Annotated in this window: 13 protein-coding genes; 6 read left to right on the top strand and 7 right to left on the bottom strand. The window is 50.4% G+C overall.

Annotated elements, in window-relative coordinates; genetic code table 11:
- Position 1: 1 nt before the first annotated feature.
- The 5 genes from rsxB to CBP31_RS01060 all read right to left on the bottom strand — a co-directional run bounded on the left by rsxB (position 2) and on the right by CBP31_RS01060 (position 4,958).
- Positions 2-556: an electron transport complex subunit RsxB gene (gene rsxB, locus CBP31_RS01080; protein WP_087034478.1), complete on the bottom strand. Its 555-nt coding sequence runs from the start codon at positions 554-556 to the stop codon at positions 2-4.
- The gene (rsxA, locus tag CBP31_RS01075) at positions 556-1,137 is read right to left on the bottom strand and encodes an electron transport complex subunit RsxA (protein ID WP_087038560.1); all 582 of its coding nucleotides are present in this window, start codon (positions 1,135-1,137) and stop codon (positions 556-558) included. Before rsxA ends, rsxB begins: the two co-directional genes overlap by 1 nt.
- A 673-nt stretch (positions 1,138-1,810) precedes the next feature.
- Positions 1,811-2,773 (bottom strand): 6-phosphofructokinase, encoded by a 963-nt coding sequence (gene pfkA, locus CBP31_RS01070; RefSeq protein ID WP_087034477.1) that lies wholly within the window; start codon positions 2,771-2,773, stop codon positions 1,811-1,813.
- Positions 2,774-2,864: 91 nt separating this feature from the next.
- Positions 2,865-3,629 carry a triose-phosphate isomerase gene (gene tpiA / locus CBP31_RS01065; RefSeq protein WP_227875088.1) on the bottom strand — a complete coding sequence of 255 codons (765 nt, stop codon included), beginning with the start codon at positions 3,627-3,629 and terminating at the stop codon, positions 2,865-2,867.
- Positions 3,630-4,118: 489 nt separating this feature from the next.
- Complete coding sequence (locus CBP31_RS01060; RefSeq protein ID WP_087034476.1) at positions 4,119-4,958, bottom strand: ElyC/SanA/YdcF family protein; 840 nt, start codon at positions 4,956-4,958, stop codon at positions 4,119-4,121.
- Between the two features lie 69 nt (positions 4,959-5,027).
- On the opposite strand from CBP31_RS01060, the gene CBP31_RS01055 reads away from it, so the two are divergent.
- The 5 genes from CBP31_RS01055 to CBP31_RS01035 all read left to right on the top strand — a co-directional run bounded on the left by CBP31_RS01055 (position 5,028) and on the right by CBP31_RS01035 (position 13,060).
- Positions 5,028-5,828 (top strand): methyltransferase domain-containing protein, encoded by an 801-nt coding sequence (locus CBP31_RS01055; protein WP_087034475.1) that lies wholly within the window; start codon positions 5,028-5,030, stop codon positions 5,826-5,828.
- Positions 5,829-6,036: 208 nt separating this feature from the next.
- Positions 6,037-7,362: a chromosome partition protein MukF gene (gene mukF, locus CBP31_RS01050; RefSeq protein WP_087034474.1), complete on the top strand. Its 1,326-nt coding sequence runs from the start codon at positions 6,037-6,039 to the stop codon at positions 7,360-7,362.
- On the top strand, positions 7,343-8,068 hold the full coding sequence (gene mukE, locus CBP31_RS01045) for a chromosome partition protein MukE (protein WP_087034473.1): 726 nt from the start codon (positions 7,343-7,345) through the stop codon (positions 8,066-8,068). The genes mukF and mukE overlap by 20 nt, the downstream gene beginning before the upstream one ends.
- A gap of 122 nt (positions 8,069-8,190) precedes the next feature.
- The gene (gene mukB, locus CBP31_RS01040; protein WP_174664637.1) at positions 8,191-12,627 is read left to right on the top strand and encodes a chromosome partition protein MukB; all 4,437 of its coding nucleotides are present in this window, start codon (positions 8,191-8,193) and stop codon (positions 12,625-12,627) included.
- 190 nt (positions 12,628-12,817) lie between these two features.
- Positions 12,818-13,060: a DUF4282 domain-containing protein gene (locus CBP31_RS01035; RefSeq protein WP_087034472.1), complete on the top strand. Its 243-nt coding sequence runs from the start codon at positions 12,818-12,820 to the stop codon at positions 13,058-13,060.
- A gap of 335 nt (positions 13,061-13,395) precedes the next feature.
- On the opposite strand, the gene CBP31_RS01030 is transcribed toward CBP31_RS01035, so the two are convergent.
- Positions 13,396-14,913, bottom strand: a complete 1,518-nt coding sequence (locus CBP31_RS01030) for an MDR family MFS transporter (RefSeq protein WP_227875086.1) — start codon at positions 14,911-14,913, stop codon at positions 13,396-13,398.
- 290 nt (positions 14,914-15,203) lie between these two features.
- On the opposite strand from CBP31_RS01030, the gene CBP31_RS01025 reads away from it, so the two are divergent.
- Positions 15,204-15,986 (top strand): EAL domain-containing protein, encoded by a 783-nt coding sequence (locus tag CBP31_RS01025; RefSeq protein WP_087034471.1) that lies wholly within the window; start codon positions 15,204-15,206, stop codon positions 15,984-15,986.
- Positions 15,987-16,097: 111 nt separating this feature from the next.
- On the opposite strand, the gene CBP31_RS01020 is transcribed toward CBP31_RS01025, so the two are convergent.
- Positions 16,098-16,808 (bottom strand): FadR/GntR family transcriptional regulator, encoded by a 711-nt coding sequence (locus tag CBP31_RS01020; protein WP_087038556.1) that lies wholly within the window; start codon positions 16,806-16,808, stop codon positions 16,098-16,100.
- Positions 16,809-16,957 lie beyond the last annotated feature (149 nt).

Here is a 16,957-nt window from a genome sequence, read left to right as displayed (position 1 = left end):
CTTACTCTACCTGCTTGATGGCGATGGGCTCGAGCTGCCATTTCCAGTTATCAGTGGTGACGGTAATGGGGATCATTTCGATGCAGTCGGTGGGGCAGGGGTCTACGCATAAATCACAACCGGTACACTCATCACTGATCACCGTATGTAGCGCCTTGGTGGCACCCACAATGGCATCCACTGGGCAGGCGGCAATGCACTTGGTGCAACCAATACACATGTCTTCATGAATAAAGGCCACCCGCTTCTCTGGCGCGGCGGCGGCTTCGCCCATGGCTTGCGGCTCCACGCCCATCAGATCGGCAATTTTGCGCATAGTCGCATCGCCACCGGGCACGCACTTATTAATGTCATCGCCATCGGCCACGGCTTGGGCATAGGGCATGCAACCTGGGTAACCACACTGGCCGCATTGGGTTTGCGGCAATAACTCGTCGAGCTGCTCAACGATAGGATCTGACTCCACCCGAAACTTAATGGCGGCAAAGCCCAAGATCAGACCAAAAATCAGCGCCAGCAGCGCCAATACTCCAATGGCGATTAAAATATTGCTCATTACACCTTCACCAAGCCAGTAAAGCCCATAAAGGCCAGTGACATTAGGCCGGCGGTGATCATGGCCAAGGCCGCGCCTTTAAAGGGAGCGGGCACATCGGCACCGGCTAAGCGCTCACGCATGGCGGCAAACAGTACCAGCACTAAGGAAAAGCCCAAGGCAGCACCAAAGCCATACACCAAGCTTTGCATAAAGTTATGTTGTTCATTGATGTTCAGCAGTGCCACGCCTAATACGGCGCAGTTAGTGGTGATCAGCGGCAAGAAAATGCCCAGCAAACGATATAGCGTTGGGCTGGTTTTATGCACCACCATCTCGGTGAACTGCACCACCACAGCGATCACCAAAATAAACGACAAGGTACGTAAATAAGTCAGCTCAAGCGGCAATAAGATGTACTGGTTCACCAAATAAGAGCAGGCGGCGGCAAGCGTAAGCACGAAGGTGGTGGCCATCCCCATGCCGATGGCGGTTTCCAGTTTGCCGGACACACCCATAAAAGGGCACAGACCTAAAAACTTCACCAGCACGAAGTTGTTGACAAGCACGGTGCCGACAAATAGCAACAAGTATTCAGACATGATCACTCGGCGATTTAAAATGAGAGCAGCCATTATCGGACTTTACGCGCCATTTCACAATGGCACTAAGGGTGAGGAGGCTGTACAAGAGAATAGACAACAGCTTACACAAGCTATTGATTAACATAATATTCACAGCAGTAACATAAAGCGGAACAATACCCGCGTTAGGCTTAAGGTTGTTAATGGTGCCTAAAACGACAAGACGCGAGGCGATAAAGCCTCACGTCTTGTTTACGTTTAGGGTTAAGCAGAATAATCTTTGGAATTAACAAAAAATTACTCTGCGTCTGACTGGGTTTTCTCAGCTTGCGCTTGGTCTTGGGCCGCTTCTTGTTCTTGCTTGGTGTGCTCGCCACCGCAACCGCCACAACATCCACTCATATTCGTCTCCTACTGGCTTAAATGTGTTATCGGGTCTTGAACTCGAAGTCAGTATAAATAAGCCAGATAAGAATAAATGTGATCCAGAACAAGTAAGTGGCATTTAAGATGCGGGTTATAGATTTAAGCACCGACCACTCTCATTAAGAACGGTCTCTTTGTAGTGTGCCCACTTGTTCGGCACGGTTTTGCGTTTAGGATTCAACCTGTTCTGCCTTTGGCGAAATGCGAGAGCAAGCGTTCGCCTACAAAATTATCGTTTTTTGTTAACTGAGCGCTGGACTTATTGTTAGAACAGCACATTCGACAATTGGTACATTTCTTCGTTGAAAGGGCGTTTTAAATGCTTGATGCAATCAATAATATCGTGATGCACAATATTATTACTTTGCAGGCCTACGCAGCGTCCGCCGTAGCCTTCCAGCAATAATTCCACTGCACGGGCGCCCATGCGACTGGCCATAATGCGGTCTTGGGCACTGGGCGTACCGCCACGTTGGGTGTGGCCCAAGATGGTGGCGCGGGTATCACGACCGGTGGCCGCTTGAATATCAAACGCGAGGCGATTGGCGTCACACATGTTTTCACACAGTGCGACTATGGCGTGTTTTTTGCCCTTGGCCACGCCTTCGTAAATTTGCTGGATCAGCTGATCTTGATCAAACCCCACTTCCGGTACTATGACGTACTCGGCGCCCCCCGCCACGGCGGCAGAAGAAGTTAAATCACCGCAATGGCGGCCCATGATCTCGACCACAGAAATGCGATTATGCGAGCTGCAGGTATCACGCAAGCGGTCTATGGCTTCTACCGCCACATTCAGTGCGGTATCAAAGCCGATGGTAAAGTCGGTGCCGGCAATGTCATTATCAATGGTGCCGGGGATGCCAATACAGGGAAAGCCCAGTTCAGTCAGCTTCATGGCGCCCATGTAGGAGCCATCACCGCCAATCACCACTAACGCATCTATGCCATGTAATTTAAGATTTTCGACCGCTTTTAAGCGCACTGCTTCGTCTTTAAATTCCGGAAAACGCGCCGAGCCTAAGAAAGTGCCGCCACGGGTGATCACGTCGGACACCGAATAACGATCCAGCGACTCAATCTCGTTGTGGTATAAGCCTTTATAACCACTATGTATGCCAAACACTTCCAGATTATGGTGCAGGCCGGCACGCACCACGGCACGAATCGCAGCGTTCATGCCCGGCGCATCACCGCCACTGGTTAAGACTCCAATGCGTTTAATCATTTGTTATCTCTTTTTTAAAGTGTGAAGCGTAAAGGGTGAGGCGTGAGGAGAGAGGCGTTCAACACCTCACACCTTACCATTCACAATGTATTTACGCGCCGGCACGAATAATGGCGGCAAACTCGTCAGCGATCAGGGCGGCGCCGCCTACCAGTGCACCGTCTATGTCGGCCATGGCAAATAAACCGGCGGCGCTGGCACCTTTCACCGAACCACCGTAGAGAATTTGTATTTTGGCAGCAATGGCGGCGTCGAGTCCGGCCAAGAAGGTACGAATAGCGGCGTGTACGTTTTGGGCGATTTCTGGCGTGGCCGTTTTACCGGTCCCAATGGCCCATACGGGTTCATAGGCGATCACTGCATTGTTAAAAGCCTCGATGCCACAATGATCAATCACGGCTTGCAGCTGGCGCTGAACCACGGCTTGGGTGTCATTGGCTTCAAACTGAGCGTCTGTTTCACCTATGCACAATACTGGCGTTAAGCCAGCACGTTGCACGGCGGCAAACTTAGCGGCCACGGTAGCGTCGGCCTCATTATGTAAGGTGCGACGTTCGCTGTGGCCTACTAATACGTATTGCACATCAAATTCGGTATACATAATGGCCGAATTTTCGCCGGTAAAGGCACCTTCACTGTTTAAGTCTGCATCTTGGGCGCCTAAGGCAATGGAGCTGTCGGCTAATAAAGTTTGAGCTTGGCCTAAAAATAACACAGGCGGGCACACGGCCACGGCCACAGCTGGGCACTCGGTGGCAGGAGCTTTGAGCGCCTTAATTAAGTCGGCAACCATGGTTTTGCTACCGTTCAGCTTCCAGTTGCCCATCACTAAGATCTGGCGTCTTGTCTGTGTCATTGTTGTTATTCCCTGTGCAGTCTGTGCAATAAAATGCAGGCATTATAGAGGCAGGCCTCAAGCAAGACCAGCGTCCTACGGGTAGCGGTAAGCTTTAAGCCTGTCTCTATAGTCACATCTTTTTGTTGTGCTTAATGGCGATATCAGGCAAAGCGCACCGCTCCTCCGACTCGCCGTGAACCCATCCCTGGGGGCTCAGCCGCGCCATCCTTGGCGCGGATGGTCGGTTGAGCTGCTGCACTCTGCCTTTCTATACATCCGAGTTCGCTGTTAATACCATCAACGGGCTCTGTATCGTCGGCAGAGGCAGTGGGCATTGCCGGAGTCAACCGTCAAATGCCATGGACGGCATTTGCCGAGCGCCGCATGGATGCAGCTTAAGCGAGTTGACGGAGGCAAACCACGGCCTCTGCGTGCTTTACTGACTTGTGACTAAGAGACAGGCTTTAATCGATAAGCTGAAAGTTAAAGATAAAACTCCATTTGCCTTTAGTCTTCGTTTCTAAGCTGGGTGCTTGGCGCCGGGCGCTCGGCGCTGTTATTCAGTTTTTGCCACGCTAGCCCTAAATATTCATGCCAAGCGGTTTCGCTGCGTTCTAGGTATCGCGCTTTAGGCAAATAGGTGTAAAGCGGCAGCTTGGCGCGGCTCTCTTTGTGCTGAAGGCTCTCCTTCGCCAAATGGCCAACGGGCGCCGCCGTGGGGTTGGCACCCTGGCCGTTAAACAAGCGCATAGCACGCGGCATATGGCTGGCAGACGTGACTAACAAGGCTTGGCGGCCTTTAATCAGCGGCGCTATGGCGGCAGCTTCTTCAAAGGTATCTTGCGGCAGTGGTAATTCGATAATACGCGACTTAGCAATACCAAAGCTCTGCGCTACGGCGCTATAAAGCTCGGCGCTGGAGCGACCTTCACCGCCCGCATAACCACTAACAATTAAGCGTGCATTTGGGTAGGCCAAGCTTAAATGTATGCCCTCACTAATGCGCGCTAGGCCGGCACTGCCCAGCTGGCTCAGTAGCGGCAAGCTAAGGTCGGCCACTTGAGCGGCACCCAGCACGATAATATCTTGTATTGGGACTGAGTTAGGAGTGGAGTCATCCACTAAGTAAGGCGGATATTGCGCTTCAAGTGGGGCAATTAAAGCATTGGCCACCGGTCGCATTGACAGTAAACACAGACTCATAATGGCGAACAGTACCAATCCGACGCCGCTGCGTTTATGTTGTTTAAGCACTAACACTAAGCCAATAAGGCTGATGATTAACAGCAAGGGCAGCGGTAATAACAGGCTACCGAGCCACTTTTTCGCCAAAAAAACCGATCCCACGCACGCACTCATTTGTTAAGGCCCAAGGTTATGACAGAATAGCGGCCCCTGAGCCGTTAAGAAATAGCCGTGCAGTCCAATACTAATTTTGATAGCAAAGCCCAAGCGTTTTCCCGCAACATTTATGGCACCACTAAAGGTCGCATTCGTCTCGCGGTATTAGAGCGTGATCTGGATGCGCTTTTGGCCGGTTTGCCTAAAGAGCGACCGCTGCGCATTTTAGATGCGGGCGGCGGCTTTGGTCCGTTATCTCAAGGCTTAGCTGCATTAGGCCATAACGTGGTGCTGTGCGATTTATCCGCCGATATGCTGGCGCTGGCCCGGGAGCAAGTTCAGGACAAGGGCATCTTGGGCCAGTTTGAATTTATTCATGCACCGATACAGTCTTTGATGGTGTCGGATATTGGTCAGTTTGATCTGATCTTGTGCCATGCAGTGCTAGAGTGGGTGGAGCATCAAGCTGAGCTATTAGCCTGCTTAGAAGCTTTGCTGGTGGACGACGGCCACTTATCTTTGATGTTTTATAATCGCGACGGGCTTTTGTATCACAGCCTAGTGATGGGCCATTTTGATTACGTATACGCAGATTTGGTCAAAAAGCGACGTCAGAAGCTGACCCCAGGCTGGCCTTGTCGGCCAGAGCAGGTGAATGACTGGCTGCAGGCGCTGGGCTTTGTTATAACCGACCGCAGCGGCGTGCGGGTGATCCATGATTATATGGTCAATAAAACCCTGCGCGTGGAGCTGGCGGATGAAGTGATCGCCATGGAGTTAGCCCACGCCAAAATCGCCCCTTTTATGCATTTAGGCCGATATATTCATGTAGTCGCGCAGAAAAGCAGCGCCGAGCGCCCGGCGCCAAGCACCTAGCTAACAGATTAAGACTAGAGATTTCTTGTGCTTTTAGGTTTTAATTTATAGCTGACCGTATACGGCTTACAGATCCCCGAAGGGGATAATGATTACTTCAATGGCCGTAAAGAATGAGGCGTAAAATGTTAGGCGTTAGTGCCCACACGTTCTGTGTTTGGCCCCTCACGTCTTACTCCTTACGGCTAAAGATAAAGAGAGCACATAAATGACAGACATGTCCCGCACCCTGCCGGACTGGATAGGTTGGGTGAAAGAAGAGCAATGTCAGCTCAACCTGCCGCCCGAGCGGCTGGCGTTGTTGCTGGCAATTCAAGTATTTAGCCAAAACGGCGAGCAGTCTCAATTATCTGAGGCCGACTTACAGCATGCCTTTAGCTTCGTGAGTAAAGGCTTTGGCCAAGTTGAAGAAACCCAAGTGAGCCGCGCTAATAATGCTATCAATGATTTGGTCAGCCAACGGCTGCTCAGTCGTTTTCAAGCCCAAGCGGGTGACGATGACAGCCTGTATCGCTTAACGCGTTTAGGCGTGGGTATCGTCGATTTCTTTGCCGCGCAAAGAGATGTCAGCCAAATTAAGCTGTCGTTACAGCTGGAGCAAATTAGCCTAGATCTGAATAAGATTGCCGCCACCATGGCTGCTAATCCTAATGATGATCTGTGGCAGCAAGAAGTAGCAGGGCGTCTTACCTATTCGGTGGCCGAGCAATTAGCACGTATCGACGATACCCAGCGCGCCATGGACGAACAGCAAAATGCCGTTAAAGCCAATATTGCCGCACTCCTGCATAAAAACTGGCACGAGGCCATTGCTGCCTGTGAGCAATTATTGCGTGAAACCGGACACACCTTGCGTGAGCTTCAAGATACGCTGGATAAAGCCGGCCATGGCTTGCAGCTCAGCTTATTGAACATTGAAGAGCAGTTGCAAAGTGACGCGCGCGGTCTGGCATTAGCCCCCTTATGCCAACAGCTGCAAGCGCGATTAGACGCCATTATTTTGTGGGGCAGCCAGTGTATTGAGCTGTGGTCACGCTACGACTTGCACGTGCATCGTTTTATTCGTACTGCCATCGACATGGATAAAAACCGAGCCTTTAGCCAGCGCTTGCGCGAGTCGATTCGCCAATTTGAAGATCATAACTGGCAGTTGCGTATCGCACTGGCCGAGCCGCTGCTTGAGTTAAGAGCGGAAACGCTCGCCGCTTATGCGGATGAGGTCACCGGCGAGCTACCAGCAGAGCTGGAATATCACGAGATGCTGGATGTGACCGCAGAGTTATCTGGGCGCATTCGTGAGCATCTGCAGCATTTTGCAGAAGATGGCCGCCCGCTCGATATGGCCAGGGTGCTGAAAGGCTATTTAGCAGATTTTCCGCACTACCAACATTTTGATATTGCTCGCCTGCTGATTGATGAAGCAGTGAAGCTCGGCCACGCCAACGCTGAATGTGTCGGCGCCGCTCAGCCAGAATGGCAACGCATTAACGCCCACGGGGCCAAGGTACAAGCACATGTTATCGACCAATACTGAGTCTGCACTCGCACCGCGTTTGGCCTTGGCCATCGCCAATCCGTTATTTCCGATGCTCGACAGTCAACTGCGCACCGGCCGTCACATTAGCGCCGACGAGCTGGAAGTTCATTCGCTGTTACAAGAATACTATCCCGAATTAGAAGCCTTTTATCAGCGCTATCAAGTGGAGTTAGTGCGCGCGCCCGAGGGCTTTTATTATCTGCGCCCGCGCTCCACCAGTGAGATCAATACCTCTATTTTGTCTGAGCTAGAAATGCTGGTGGGCAAGGTGTTGTGCTACCTGTATTTAAGCCCAGATCGCCTAGTGAATGAAGGCGTGTTCTCCTTGCTGGACTTGCAAGAAGAAGTACTGACACTGGCCAATGAAACTGCGCTGTTACGCATGGTTAATCAGCGCGCCGGCGGCAGTGATTTAGACCGTCGCAAGCTGCAAGACAAACTAAAAAGTGCTATTCGCCGCCTTAAGCGCTTAGGCATGGTGAGCAATGTGGGCACCCAAGATAAGTTTCGTATTTCTGAGGCGGTATTTCGCTTTGCCGCCGATGTGCGCACCGATGAAGATCCGCGTGAACTGCAACTGCGCATGATCCGCGATGGCGAGGCGGTGGCCGGTAATGACGAGCCAGATGAAGAGCAGCGAGATGAGCAAGATGCGGGATCAGCACAAGAAACCGAGCAAGATGAGCAGGAGAATACGCTGTGAGCACTCATATAAATAACACATCTGCGACCGAGACTTTGCCCGAGAACGTGCTCGCCCAGCCACATGACATGCAGCTAACCGCCAGCGAATCTGCGAGCGATCAGCCTGCGGCGAGTGATTTTGTGCGCGGTAAATTCCATTCCCTGACCATGGTCAACTGGAACGGTTTTTTTGCCCGCACCTTTGAGCTGGACACGCTGATGACCACGCTTTCTGGCGGCAACGGTGCGGGTAAGTCCACCACCATGGCGGCCTTTATTGCCGCGCTGATCCCTGATTTAAGCCTACTGCATTTTCGTAATACCACCGAAGCGGGCAGTCAGTCGGGCAGTCGCGACAAAGGCTTATATGGTAAGTTGCAGCGCGGCCATTGCTATTCCATGATCGAGATTAATACCTCCCAAGGCGAGCGGGTCTGGTTTGGGGTACATCTGGAGCAAGTAGCGAACCGTGATAACAAGGTAAACCTCACTGCCTTTAGCGTACGCGGTGCCGATATTGGCGATTTAGCCACGGGTGAAGGCTTAAACAGCATTAAGCCCACCGAGCTGTTGTTGGCCCAACTGGAAGACGGTCGTGGTCAGGTGCGCTCACTCAATGAGCTGAAAGCCGCCGCCATTGCGTGTGAGCTGCAATTTACCCGTTTTAATACCGTCTCCGAGTATCACAACTTCTTGTTTGATGTGGGCGTCACGCCGCGCAAGCTGAAAGATCAGCGCGACCGCGTTAAGTTTTATCGTCTGATTGAAGCTTCGCTTTATGGCGGTATTTCCAGCACCATTAGTCGTAGCCTTAAAGATTATTTATTGCCAGAAAACGCCGGTATTCGCCAAGCGTTTAATGATATGGAAGCGGCCATCTTTGAAAATCGCCGCACCCTAGAAGCGATCCGTGAAACTCAGCGCCAGCGTGATGTATTTCGCCAACTGATCACCGAAACCACGCACTATGTGGCTGCAGATTATGTGCGTAACAGTGCCGAGAAAAAGCGCTTGTCTGAGCAAGCATTAGCGGCGCGTAAAGCCCTAACTCACGAGCGCAATATTTTAGCCGAAGAGCGCGCGCGGCTGATTTACCTGGCGGATGAATTAGAGCAACTCGGTGCTCGCGAGCGCATGTTAACCCAAGAGTTAGACATGGCCTCCGAGCACTTAGCGCGAGTGTTAAACGGCGTTAAGCTCAATGAAAAAATTCAAAGCTATCAATATGAATTAGATGAGCTGGCCGAAAAGCTGGCCATTCAAGAAGAAACCTTAGCCGAGCTGCAAGACGAGCACGACTTGGCCGCTGCCACTAAGAGCGCGGCGGATGAAGAAGTCGACAGCCTAAAAAGCCAGTTGGCGGATTATCAGCAAGCGCTCGATACCCAACAAACTCGCGCCATTCAATATCGCCAAGCGCGCAATGCGTTGGGCGAGGCCAAGGTGGCCTGTGGCTTACCGGATCTGACGCCAGAATCGGCAAAAACTGAAGAACAAGCCCATCAGGCGAAAGAACAAGCGCTGACCAGCGTGGTGCTGGAGCAGCGCCAGCATCTTTCGTTAGCCGAAGCCGCTCGGGCGCAATACGATCATGCCTTGGCGTTATTAACAGGCATAGATTCGGGGGTAGAGCGGGCGCAAGCCTTTGTGCGCGCCAATCAATTACTGGAGCAAGGCCGTGAGTATCAAGCTCTTTTGGCCCGTGAAACCAGTATTCGCCAGCAGTATGCCCAAGCGTCGCAAAATCTCGATAAGCGTCATAAAGCTCAAGCGTTGCAAACCGAGTTGGCCCAGTTAGGCCGACCGGTGAATGACGCGGACGAGCTAGAAATGCAGCTTGCCGAGCTGGACGAGCAACGCATTGAACTGGAAGCCCACCTTGCCGACTGTGCCGATGAACAACGCCAGTTTCAGGCTCAGCGCAACCTTATTGCGCCCAAAGTAGCGGCACTGCGCACCCAAGCACCGGCGTGGCATAAGGCCCAGCAGCAATTAGTACGGCTGCGTGAGTTATCAGATTTGCCGTTATTGGACGCCAGTGAAGTTACCGCCGCCATGCAGCAGGCCTTGCGTGCTGAGCACGGTGCGGAGCAACTTAAGCAACAGGCGCTGCAAACTAAACAACAATTAGAGCTACAAGTGCGCGGCTTGCATGGCGGCAGTGATGCGGATCCGCGTCTTATCTCTTTATGTGAGCAATTAGGCGGTACCTTACTGGCGGATGTGTATGACGATATCGCCGTAGAAGATGCCCCTTATTATGAGGCGCTGTATGGGCCGGCTCGTAACGGCATAGTAGTGCAGGATCCGCAAGCGGCCCTTGAGCAATTACAGGCCTTAGAATCATGCCCGGCGGATGTGTATCTCATTCAAGGTAACCCAGATGCCTTTGATGAAGATGTATTGCACGCCACCGAGCTGGGTAACGCCATTTGGGTGAAAAACGGCGAGCGCCAATTGCGTTATTCGCGCTTTACTACCGAGCCATTGTTTGGCCGCGCGGCGCGAGAAGCGAAAATTGGCCTGCTGAATCTTGAGCTAGAAACCAGCAACGCTCAATACGCCGACTCCGCCTTTAATCAGCAAAAACAAAGTCGCTTGTATCATCAGTTAAGCGAATTTGTTAGCCAAGGTATGCAAGATGCCTTTGGGCCAAATCCAGAAGCCGAGCTTGAGCAACTGAGTGCCAGCCAAGCGCAGCTAGATGACAATTTGGCGAACAGTCAAAGCGAACTGCAGCAATGGCAGGCCAAACGAGAGCAAGTGCGCGGCCAACAAACGCTATTGCAACGTTTATTGCCCTTGGCCGAGCACTTAAACGAGCCTGAAGCCGAAGCGCGGTTAATTGCGGCCACCGCCGAACAGGATGCCTTAACCCAAGCTCGCGACTTTATGGCGCTGCACGGCCAAAAATTAGGCCGCTTGGCGGAGCAAGTACAAGTATTACGCCAAGATCCCGCCGAATTTGAGCAGCTGCAGCAACAAGTATTGGCAGCCGAAGCCGAGCTGACCGCAGCCCGCGCCCGCACTTATGCATTAACGCAACTCGTGGCCCGTTTGCCGCATTTAGCTTATGCCGATGCGGAGCAGTTATTAGATCAAAGCTCGGCCATGAACGACAGCTTAAAAGCCAAGTTAGTGCAGGCAGAAGACGCCAGACGTAAGGCTAATCTTCGCGTTGAGCAACTCAGCGGGCGCGTAACCGATGCACTGCAAGCCCGTACCGCCTTGGTCACCGGTCACGGTGCACGTAATCAAACTTTGACTGAATTTAAAGAAGAGTTTGCCGCACTGGGCATTAGCTTGTCTGATGACATGGAAGAAAAAGCGCTCAGTAATAAGCGTGAGCGCGAAAGCGAGCTGGTGCATACTCGCAGCCGTCGTAGCCAAACCGAGGCGCAGCGCCAAGTGTGTAAACGAGAGATTGAGTCACTCAGCCAGCGCTTAGGCAAAGACGGCCAAGGTTACTTTGCGGCGCGTAAAGCGCTGGTCAATCATAAAGCCAACTGGGCGACCGTGGTACGCTTAGCCCGAGATAACGATGTAGAGCGCCGTCTCGCTAAGCCCGAGCTCGCTTATTTAGATTCTGATGAGCTGCGCTCTATTTCTGATAAAGCCTTAGGCGCGTTGCGCATGGCGGTGGCTAATGATGAAGAGCTGCGCGATGCGCTGCGCATCAGTGAAGGCCAGCGCAATACTCTGCAAAAAGTGCAGTTTTATATACTGGTATTTAGCCATCTTAAAGCGCGTATTCGTCACGATATTATTCGTGCTGACGACCCGGTAGAAGCGCTGGAAGAAATGGAAGTGGAGCTGGGCCGTTTGGCCGACGAGTTGCAACAGCGCGAAGGTCAGTTGTCATTGTCGTCCCATGAAGTGGCGGCAAAAATTAATACCATTATTCGCCGCGAGCAAAACCGTATTCGTCAACTTAACCAAGGCCTGCAAAATATCAGTTTTGGCTTGGTGGGCGGGGTGCGCTTAAACGTGAATATTCGCGACACTTATGCCCGGCTTTTAGAAGCACTGAGCGATCAAGAAGGCCGCCATCAAGACTTGTTTGGCAGCAAAGAAATGAGCTTTTCTGAGGCCATGGGCAAGTTGTTCCAGCGCATCAATCCGCAGCTTGAACAAGGTGATCGCAGCCCGCAGGTATTAGGCCAAGCGCTGCTTGATTACCGCAACTATCTGGACTTGGATATCGAAGTTCAGCGCGGTGCCGACGGCTGGTTGCGGGCAGAAAGTGGCGCGCTCTCTACCGGTGAAGCTATCGGTACTGGTCAGGCAATTTTGTTGATGGTGTTGCAAAGCTGGGAAGAAGAATCCCGTCATTTGCGTAGCCGCGAGGTATTGCCGTGCCGCTTATTGTTTTTAGATGAGGCGGCGCGTCTTGATACGCGATCCATTGCCACTTTATTTGAGCTGTGTGAGCGCCAAGATATGCAATTACTGATTGCCGCTCCAGAAAATATCAGCCCCGAAAAAGGCACCACTTATAAGCTGATCCGTAAGGTGCATGGTAAGCAAGAACAAGTGCACGTAGTAGGCTTGCGCGGCTTCGCCGGTGAGCCCGCTTAACCTTTATTATTAAGTGATAAGTTTTAGCCCCCGCAATGCAAGTTGCGGGGGCTTTTTTATGAACAGATAAGCCTGAAAATGCGAGGCAATTGAAGCTAATTGCGAGTGTTGCCTTGAGTTAAGGGTCAAACACTGCATAATGTGCCGTCATATTAACAATAAAATATTATTTAATTAAAGGTACATATAAATGAGAGAGTTATTCTTCTTCGATAACATGGTGACCCCAAAATTCATTACCATTTTATATTGGGTGCTGTTATTTTCTGCGGTTCTTGGCGGTGTGGGTATTATATTTTCTGGCAGTATATTTTCCGGCTTGATGACGATATTGGGTGGCGTTATTTTTGCCCGTATTTGGTGTGAGCTGATGGTGGTATTGTTTAAAATTAATGCTAATTTACAGAAAATTGCTGACCGCAACGTCGAATAATCACGATTTCTGTTAGGTGTCGTTGATTTAGTGAATGTTTGCATAAATAGAGCCTCATTAATGAGGCTCTATTTTTTTGTCTAAATTATTCCTGATTACGCATGAACCTCAGTCACTGTACCGTCCTGTTTAGGTTTGTTCTTTTGTAGCTGCCCGTCTCTTTAATAAAGAGGACTTCGGCAGACCAGCATAGCTGGTATTTTAAAATTCAAACATAAAAGCGTGCAGAAGTACCGTTCACCGAAGATGCTATACCTGCAAGTAATTGAATATATTGATAAATAGAATGACTGAAGTATGGCTGATCATTGTGGGTAATCAGGAAATTATTAGCATTAAGATCCAGCGGTCACTGTCTCCGCTTTATGGATACTAAATTGTCTGGGGCTAATCGCCACAATAATCAGCACCAACAAGGCGACTACCGCTAAGCCAATATACAAGCCATAAATGGCATCAAACACACTATGGCGCAGATACAGTGCGACATCTGAGGCCAGCTCCGATTGCTGTAAGTTGACTACTACATCATCGATATCTTGGGGTAAGCGCGCCCGCAGCTCATTGGGTGCTGTGGCGAGTTGTGTAGCCAAACTGCCATTAAACAGCGTGCCAAATACCGCAATACCCAAACTCTGGCCTAAGAAACGCGAAAACATATTGGCACCGGTAACCACACCGCGTTGTTGCCAGCCTACTGAGGCTTGCGCGCCCACCAATAATGGCGTCGACAATAAACCAAAGCCCGCGCCCAACAATACCTGATCAAACACCAGCACCCAAATGGGCACTTGATAGGGCAAGACTAAAAACCCTGCCGTGGCGATGAAGATCAAGATGCTACCAATTAGCGCCGTATTACGATAACCAATGCGCATATATAACTTGGCCGATAAGCTAGAAGCGGTGGGCCAGCCGATGCTAATGGCCGCCAGCACCAAACCGGCGCTAATGGCATTGAGTCCATATACAGACTGAGTAAAGGTGGGCAAATAGGCGGTGGGCACCATAATAATAAAGCCCATGCCGACCATGGCTAAATTTGCACCTGCCAGTGCCGGATTGCGCCACAACCAGCCCGGCATTATGGGCTCAAGGGCGCGAGTTTGTGTCCATACCGCAAATATCAGCAATAGCGCGGCAATGCCAAAGGCGATGAAACTAGCACTGGAAGTCCAGTCCCACGCCGTGCCGCCTTGCATCAGCGCAAAGATTAAACTGCCCACACCGGTCAAGATGGCAGCGGAGCCGAGATAATCGATGTTATGGCGTTTTTTCACCACGTCTTCATGCAAGAACGCCATCAGTAAGCCAATCGCCAACAGGCCAATGGGCAGGTTGACTAAAAATATCCAGTGCCAGGTCAGGTATTCCACAAAAGTGCCGCCCAGCATGGGGCCAGAAATGGCGGCTATGCCCCACACACTGGACAAGTAGCCTTGCACGCGGCCGCGCTCTTCTAAGCTATATAAGTCGCCGGCCAAGGTGTTAATGGTGGCCATAATGGCGCCCGCGCCCAAACCTTGCAGCCCACGAAAGGCAATTAAACTGGGCATATCCCAGGCAAAGGCACAGGCGGCAGATCCCACCAAAAACAACGTACTGCCAAAGATCAAAATCGGTTTGCGACCGTATAAGTCAGCTAACTTACCGTATACGGGAATAGTGACGGTCTGCGTCAGCAAATAAATAGAAAACACCCAAGTAAACAGCGAAAAGTCGCCTAAGTCCGCCACGATTTGCGGCACGGCGGTGGATACAATGGTTACGTCCATGGCAGCCAGCATCATAAACAGCATCAATGCAGTTAGGATCCAAGGGCGATGAGCCTGAGGGCGCTGTGTTTCGGACACATTAATTCCTTAAAAAATATCCATGGTTTAAGCAAGCAGCACAGCTTGTTTAAGCAGCAGGTTAATGAGATGAACACTATCAATACCTAACCTGCTGCTAATGAGCAAGAAAGTAGGGCGATATGTATTTATCACAGCGCAATGCTCACCTAGGCACTCATATATTCGGCCTTTTTTATGCCGATTCGCTTGAGTAAGCTAGGCTGAGTGCTATAAAGCTTTGCTTAATCAGTAACAGCGGTGGCTTGTTATTAGGGTCTGTTGACCTTTCGCGGTACAAGGAGAGACTGATGAACGGTAAAACAGGAGGCTGCGAGCGAGAGTATTGTAGCCAATGTGTGAATAAAGAGGCGCTGGATTTTGATTTTACCATGGCGTTTCAGCCGATCATTAATTGCCAATCCTTAACCATATTTGGTTATGAGGCGCTGGTGCGTGGCCTAAATAATGAGTCGGCATACTCTATTATTTCCAAGGTTAACGATGAGAACCGCTACTTATTTGATCAGCTGTGCCGAGTTAAGGCCATCGCTTTGGCAGCTAAGCTCGAGGTGAGCACTATGCTCAGCATTAACTTTCTGCCTAATGCTATTTCTCAACCTGAGCGTTGTATACGTACCACGCTTGCGGCAGCCAGAGAGCATAACTTTCCTATCGAGCGTATTATATTTGAGTTTACGGAGACCGAAAAACTTGAGGATAATAAGCATATTCAGCGGGTAATTGAATATTATCAGCAGCTAAATTTCACCACCGCCACCGATGATTTTGGCTCGGGGTATTCCGGTCTTAATTTATTAGCGGACTTTCAAACCGATATTATTAAGCTGGATATGGAGCTTATTCGTAACATCCAACAAGATAAAGTACGCCAAGTCATAGTAAGAAATTGCCTAAGTATGTTTGCCGATCTTAACGTCACGCCATTGGCCGAAGGCATAGAAACCATGAACGAATTTATCTGGCTGCGCGATGCGGGCGTTGAACTTATGCAAGGTTACTTGTTTGCCAAGCCCGGCTTTGAGCATTTGCCGGAGGTGAACTTTTCTGATTTAGCTGAATTTTCTAGCTGAGCCTGGCCGATCTCGATAGGGCTGCTGATCTCAAAGCAGGCGAGCGCTCCTCGAAAGCTGATTGTTCAAATTCTCTTTGTCGAACTAGCGCTGATGACGGTACTTATTCTCTTAGCTATCGGTACCCTCAAACATTCTCACCCTCGCATTATTAAGATGTGCTCTCATCGCGAGCTCCGCATTTTTGGCATCTCCATCTACGATATGTTTCACAATCGCGTCATGCTCATCCTGAACTAAAGTGATTCGATTATGGTCTGCAGAGCGTAATGATAGCGTCCGAGTGATATTCATTCCCTCTTTAATATTCTCACGCAGTGATTTCATGACTGTCGAGTAATACTGGTTATTAGATGCCTCGGCAATAGCAAGATGGAATTCAAAATCTTCGTCACTGGCTACCGCTTGGATGCTGTTTGCCTCTTTGATTTTTTCCGCTGCGCCAATGATGCGGTTAAGCTGAACAGCGGTACGGCGAGTAGCAGCAAGACCTGCGGCGCTGCCTTCGAGATTAGTGCGAAACTCAAAACACCGTTGAATGTCTGAAATACTGGATATTTTAGAGAATGAAAGCACGGTTTCATCAGGTCGTTTAACGACAAAGCTACCTGATCCTCTTCGGGACACAATTAAGTTGTCTTCTTTGAGACGCGTTAACGCATCTCGCAACACGGGTCGAGAAACACTGTACTTCTCGCAAAGCTTAGCTTCACTAGGCAGCTTCTCCGTCACTGGGTACTCGCCATTAATGATTGAAATCAGAATCTTCTGATAGACCATTGATGAGAGTGTCCCACCAGTGTTTGATTCTTGTATCTGCATCGCAATTGCACCCCCAAGTATGGTCATTAACATCATAAAAAGACAAAATTTGACAACGTTAACTAAGCGTTCAGCTTAACAATAAAATATGACAGCAATGCATAAATTTCTCTAGCATTGCTATTAGTACTATAAATTCGAAATAAAGA

The sequence above is a fragment of the Oceanisphaera profunda genome (genome assembly GCF_002157895.1).
In the GTDB taxonomy this organism is placed as follows: domain Bacteria; phylum Pseudomonadota; class Gammaproteobacteria; order Enterobacterales; family Aeromonadaceae; genus Oceanimonas; species Oceanimonas profunda.
The sequence above is the reverse complement of the archived record's forward strand: the minus strand, read 5'-3'. Positions and strand labels throughout refer to the sequence as shown.

What these genes read in the sequence shown, in the direction of transcription:
- pfkA (WP_087034477.1), bottom strand. Translation starts at nt 2,773, where the DNA reads ATGATTAAACGCATTGGAGTCTTAACCAGTGGCGGTGATGCGCCGGGC.
- CBP31_RS01035 (WP_087034472.1), top strand. Translation starts at nt 12,818, where the DNA reads ATGAGAGAGTTATTCTTCTTCGATAACATGGTGACCCCAAAATTCATT.
- rsxB (WP_087034478.1), bottom strand. Translation starts at nt 556, where the DNA reads ATGAGCAATATTTTAATCGCCATTGGAGTATTGGCGCTGCTGGCGCTG.
- mukE (WP_087034473.1), top strand. Translation starts at nt 7,343, where the DNA reads ATGTTATCGACCAATACTGAGTCTGCACTCGCACCGCGTTTGGCCTTG.
- CBP31_RS01025 (WP_087034471.1), top strand. Translation starts at nt 15,204, where the DNA reads ATGAACGGTAAAACAGGAGGCTGCGAGCGAGAGTATTGTAGCCAATGT.
- rsxA (WP_087038560.1), bottom strand. Translation starts at nt 1,137, where the DNA reads ATGTCTGAATACTTGTTGCTATTTGTCGGCACCGTGCTTGTCAACAAC.
- mukF (WP_087034474.1), top strand. Translation starts at nt 6,037, where the DNA reads ATGACAGACATGTCCCGCACCCTGCCGGACTGGATAGGTTGGGTGAAA.
- tpiA (WP_227875088.1), bottom strand. Translation starts at nt 3,629, where the DNA reads ATGACACAGACAAGACGCCAGATCTTAGTGATGGGCAACTGGAAGCTG.
- CBP31_RS01020 (WP_087038556.1), bottom strand. Translation starts at nt 16,808, where the DNA reads ATGCAGATACAAGAATCAAACACTGGTGGGACACTCTCATCAATGGTC.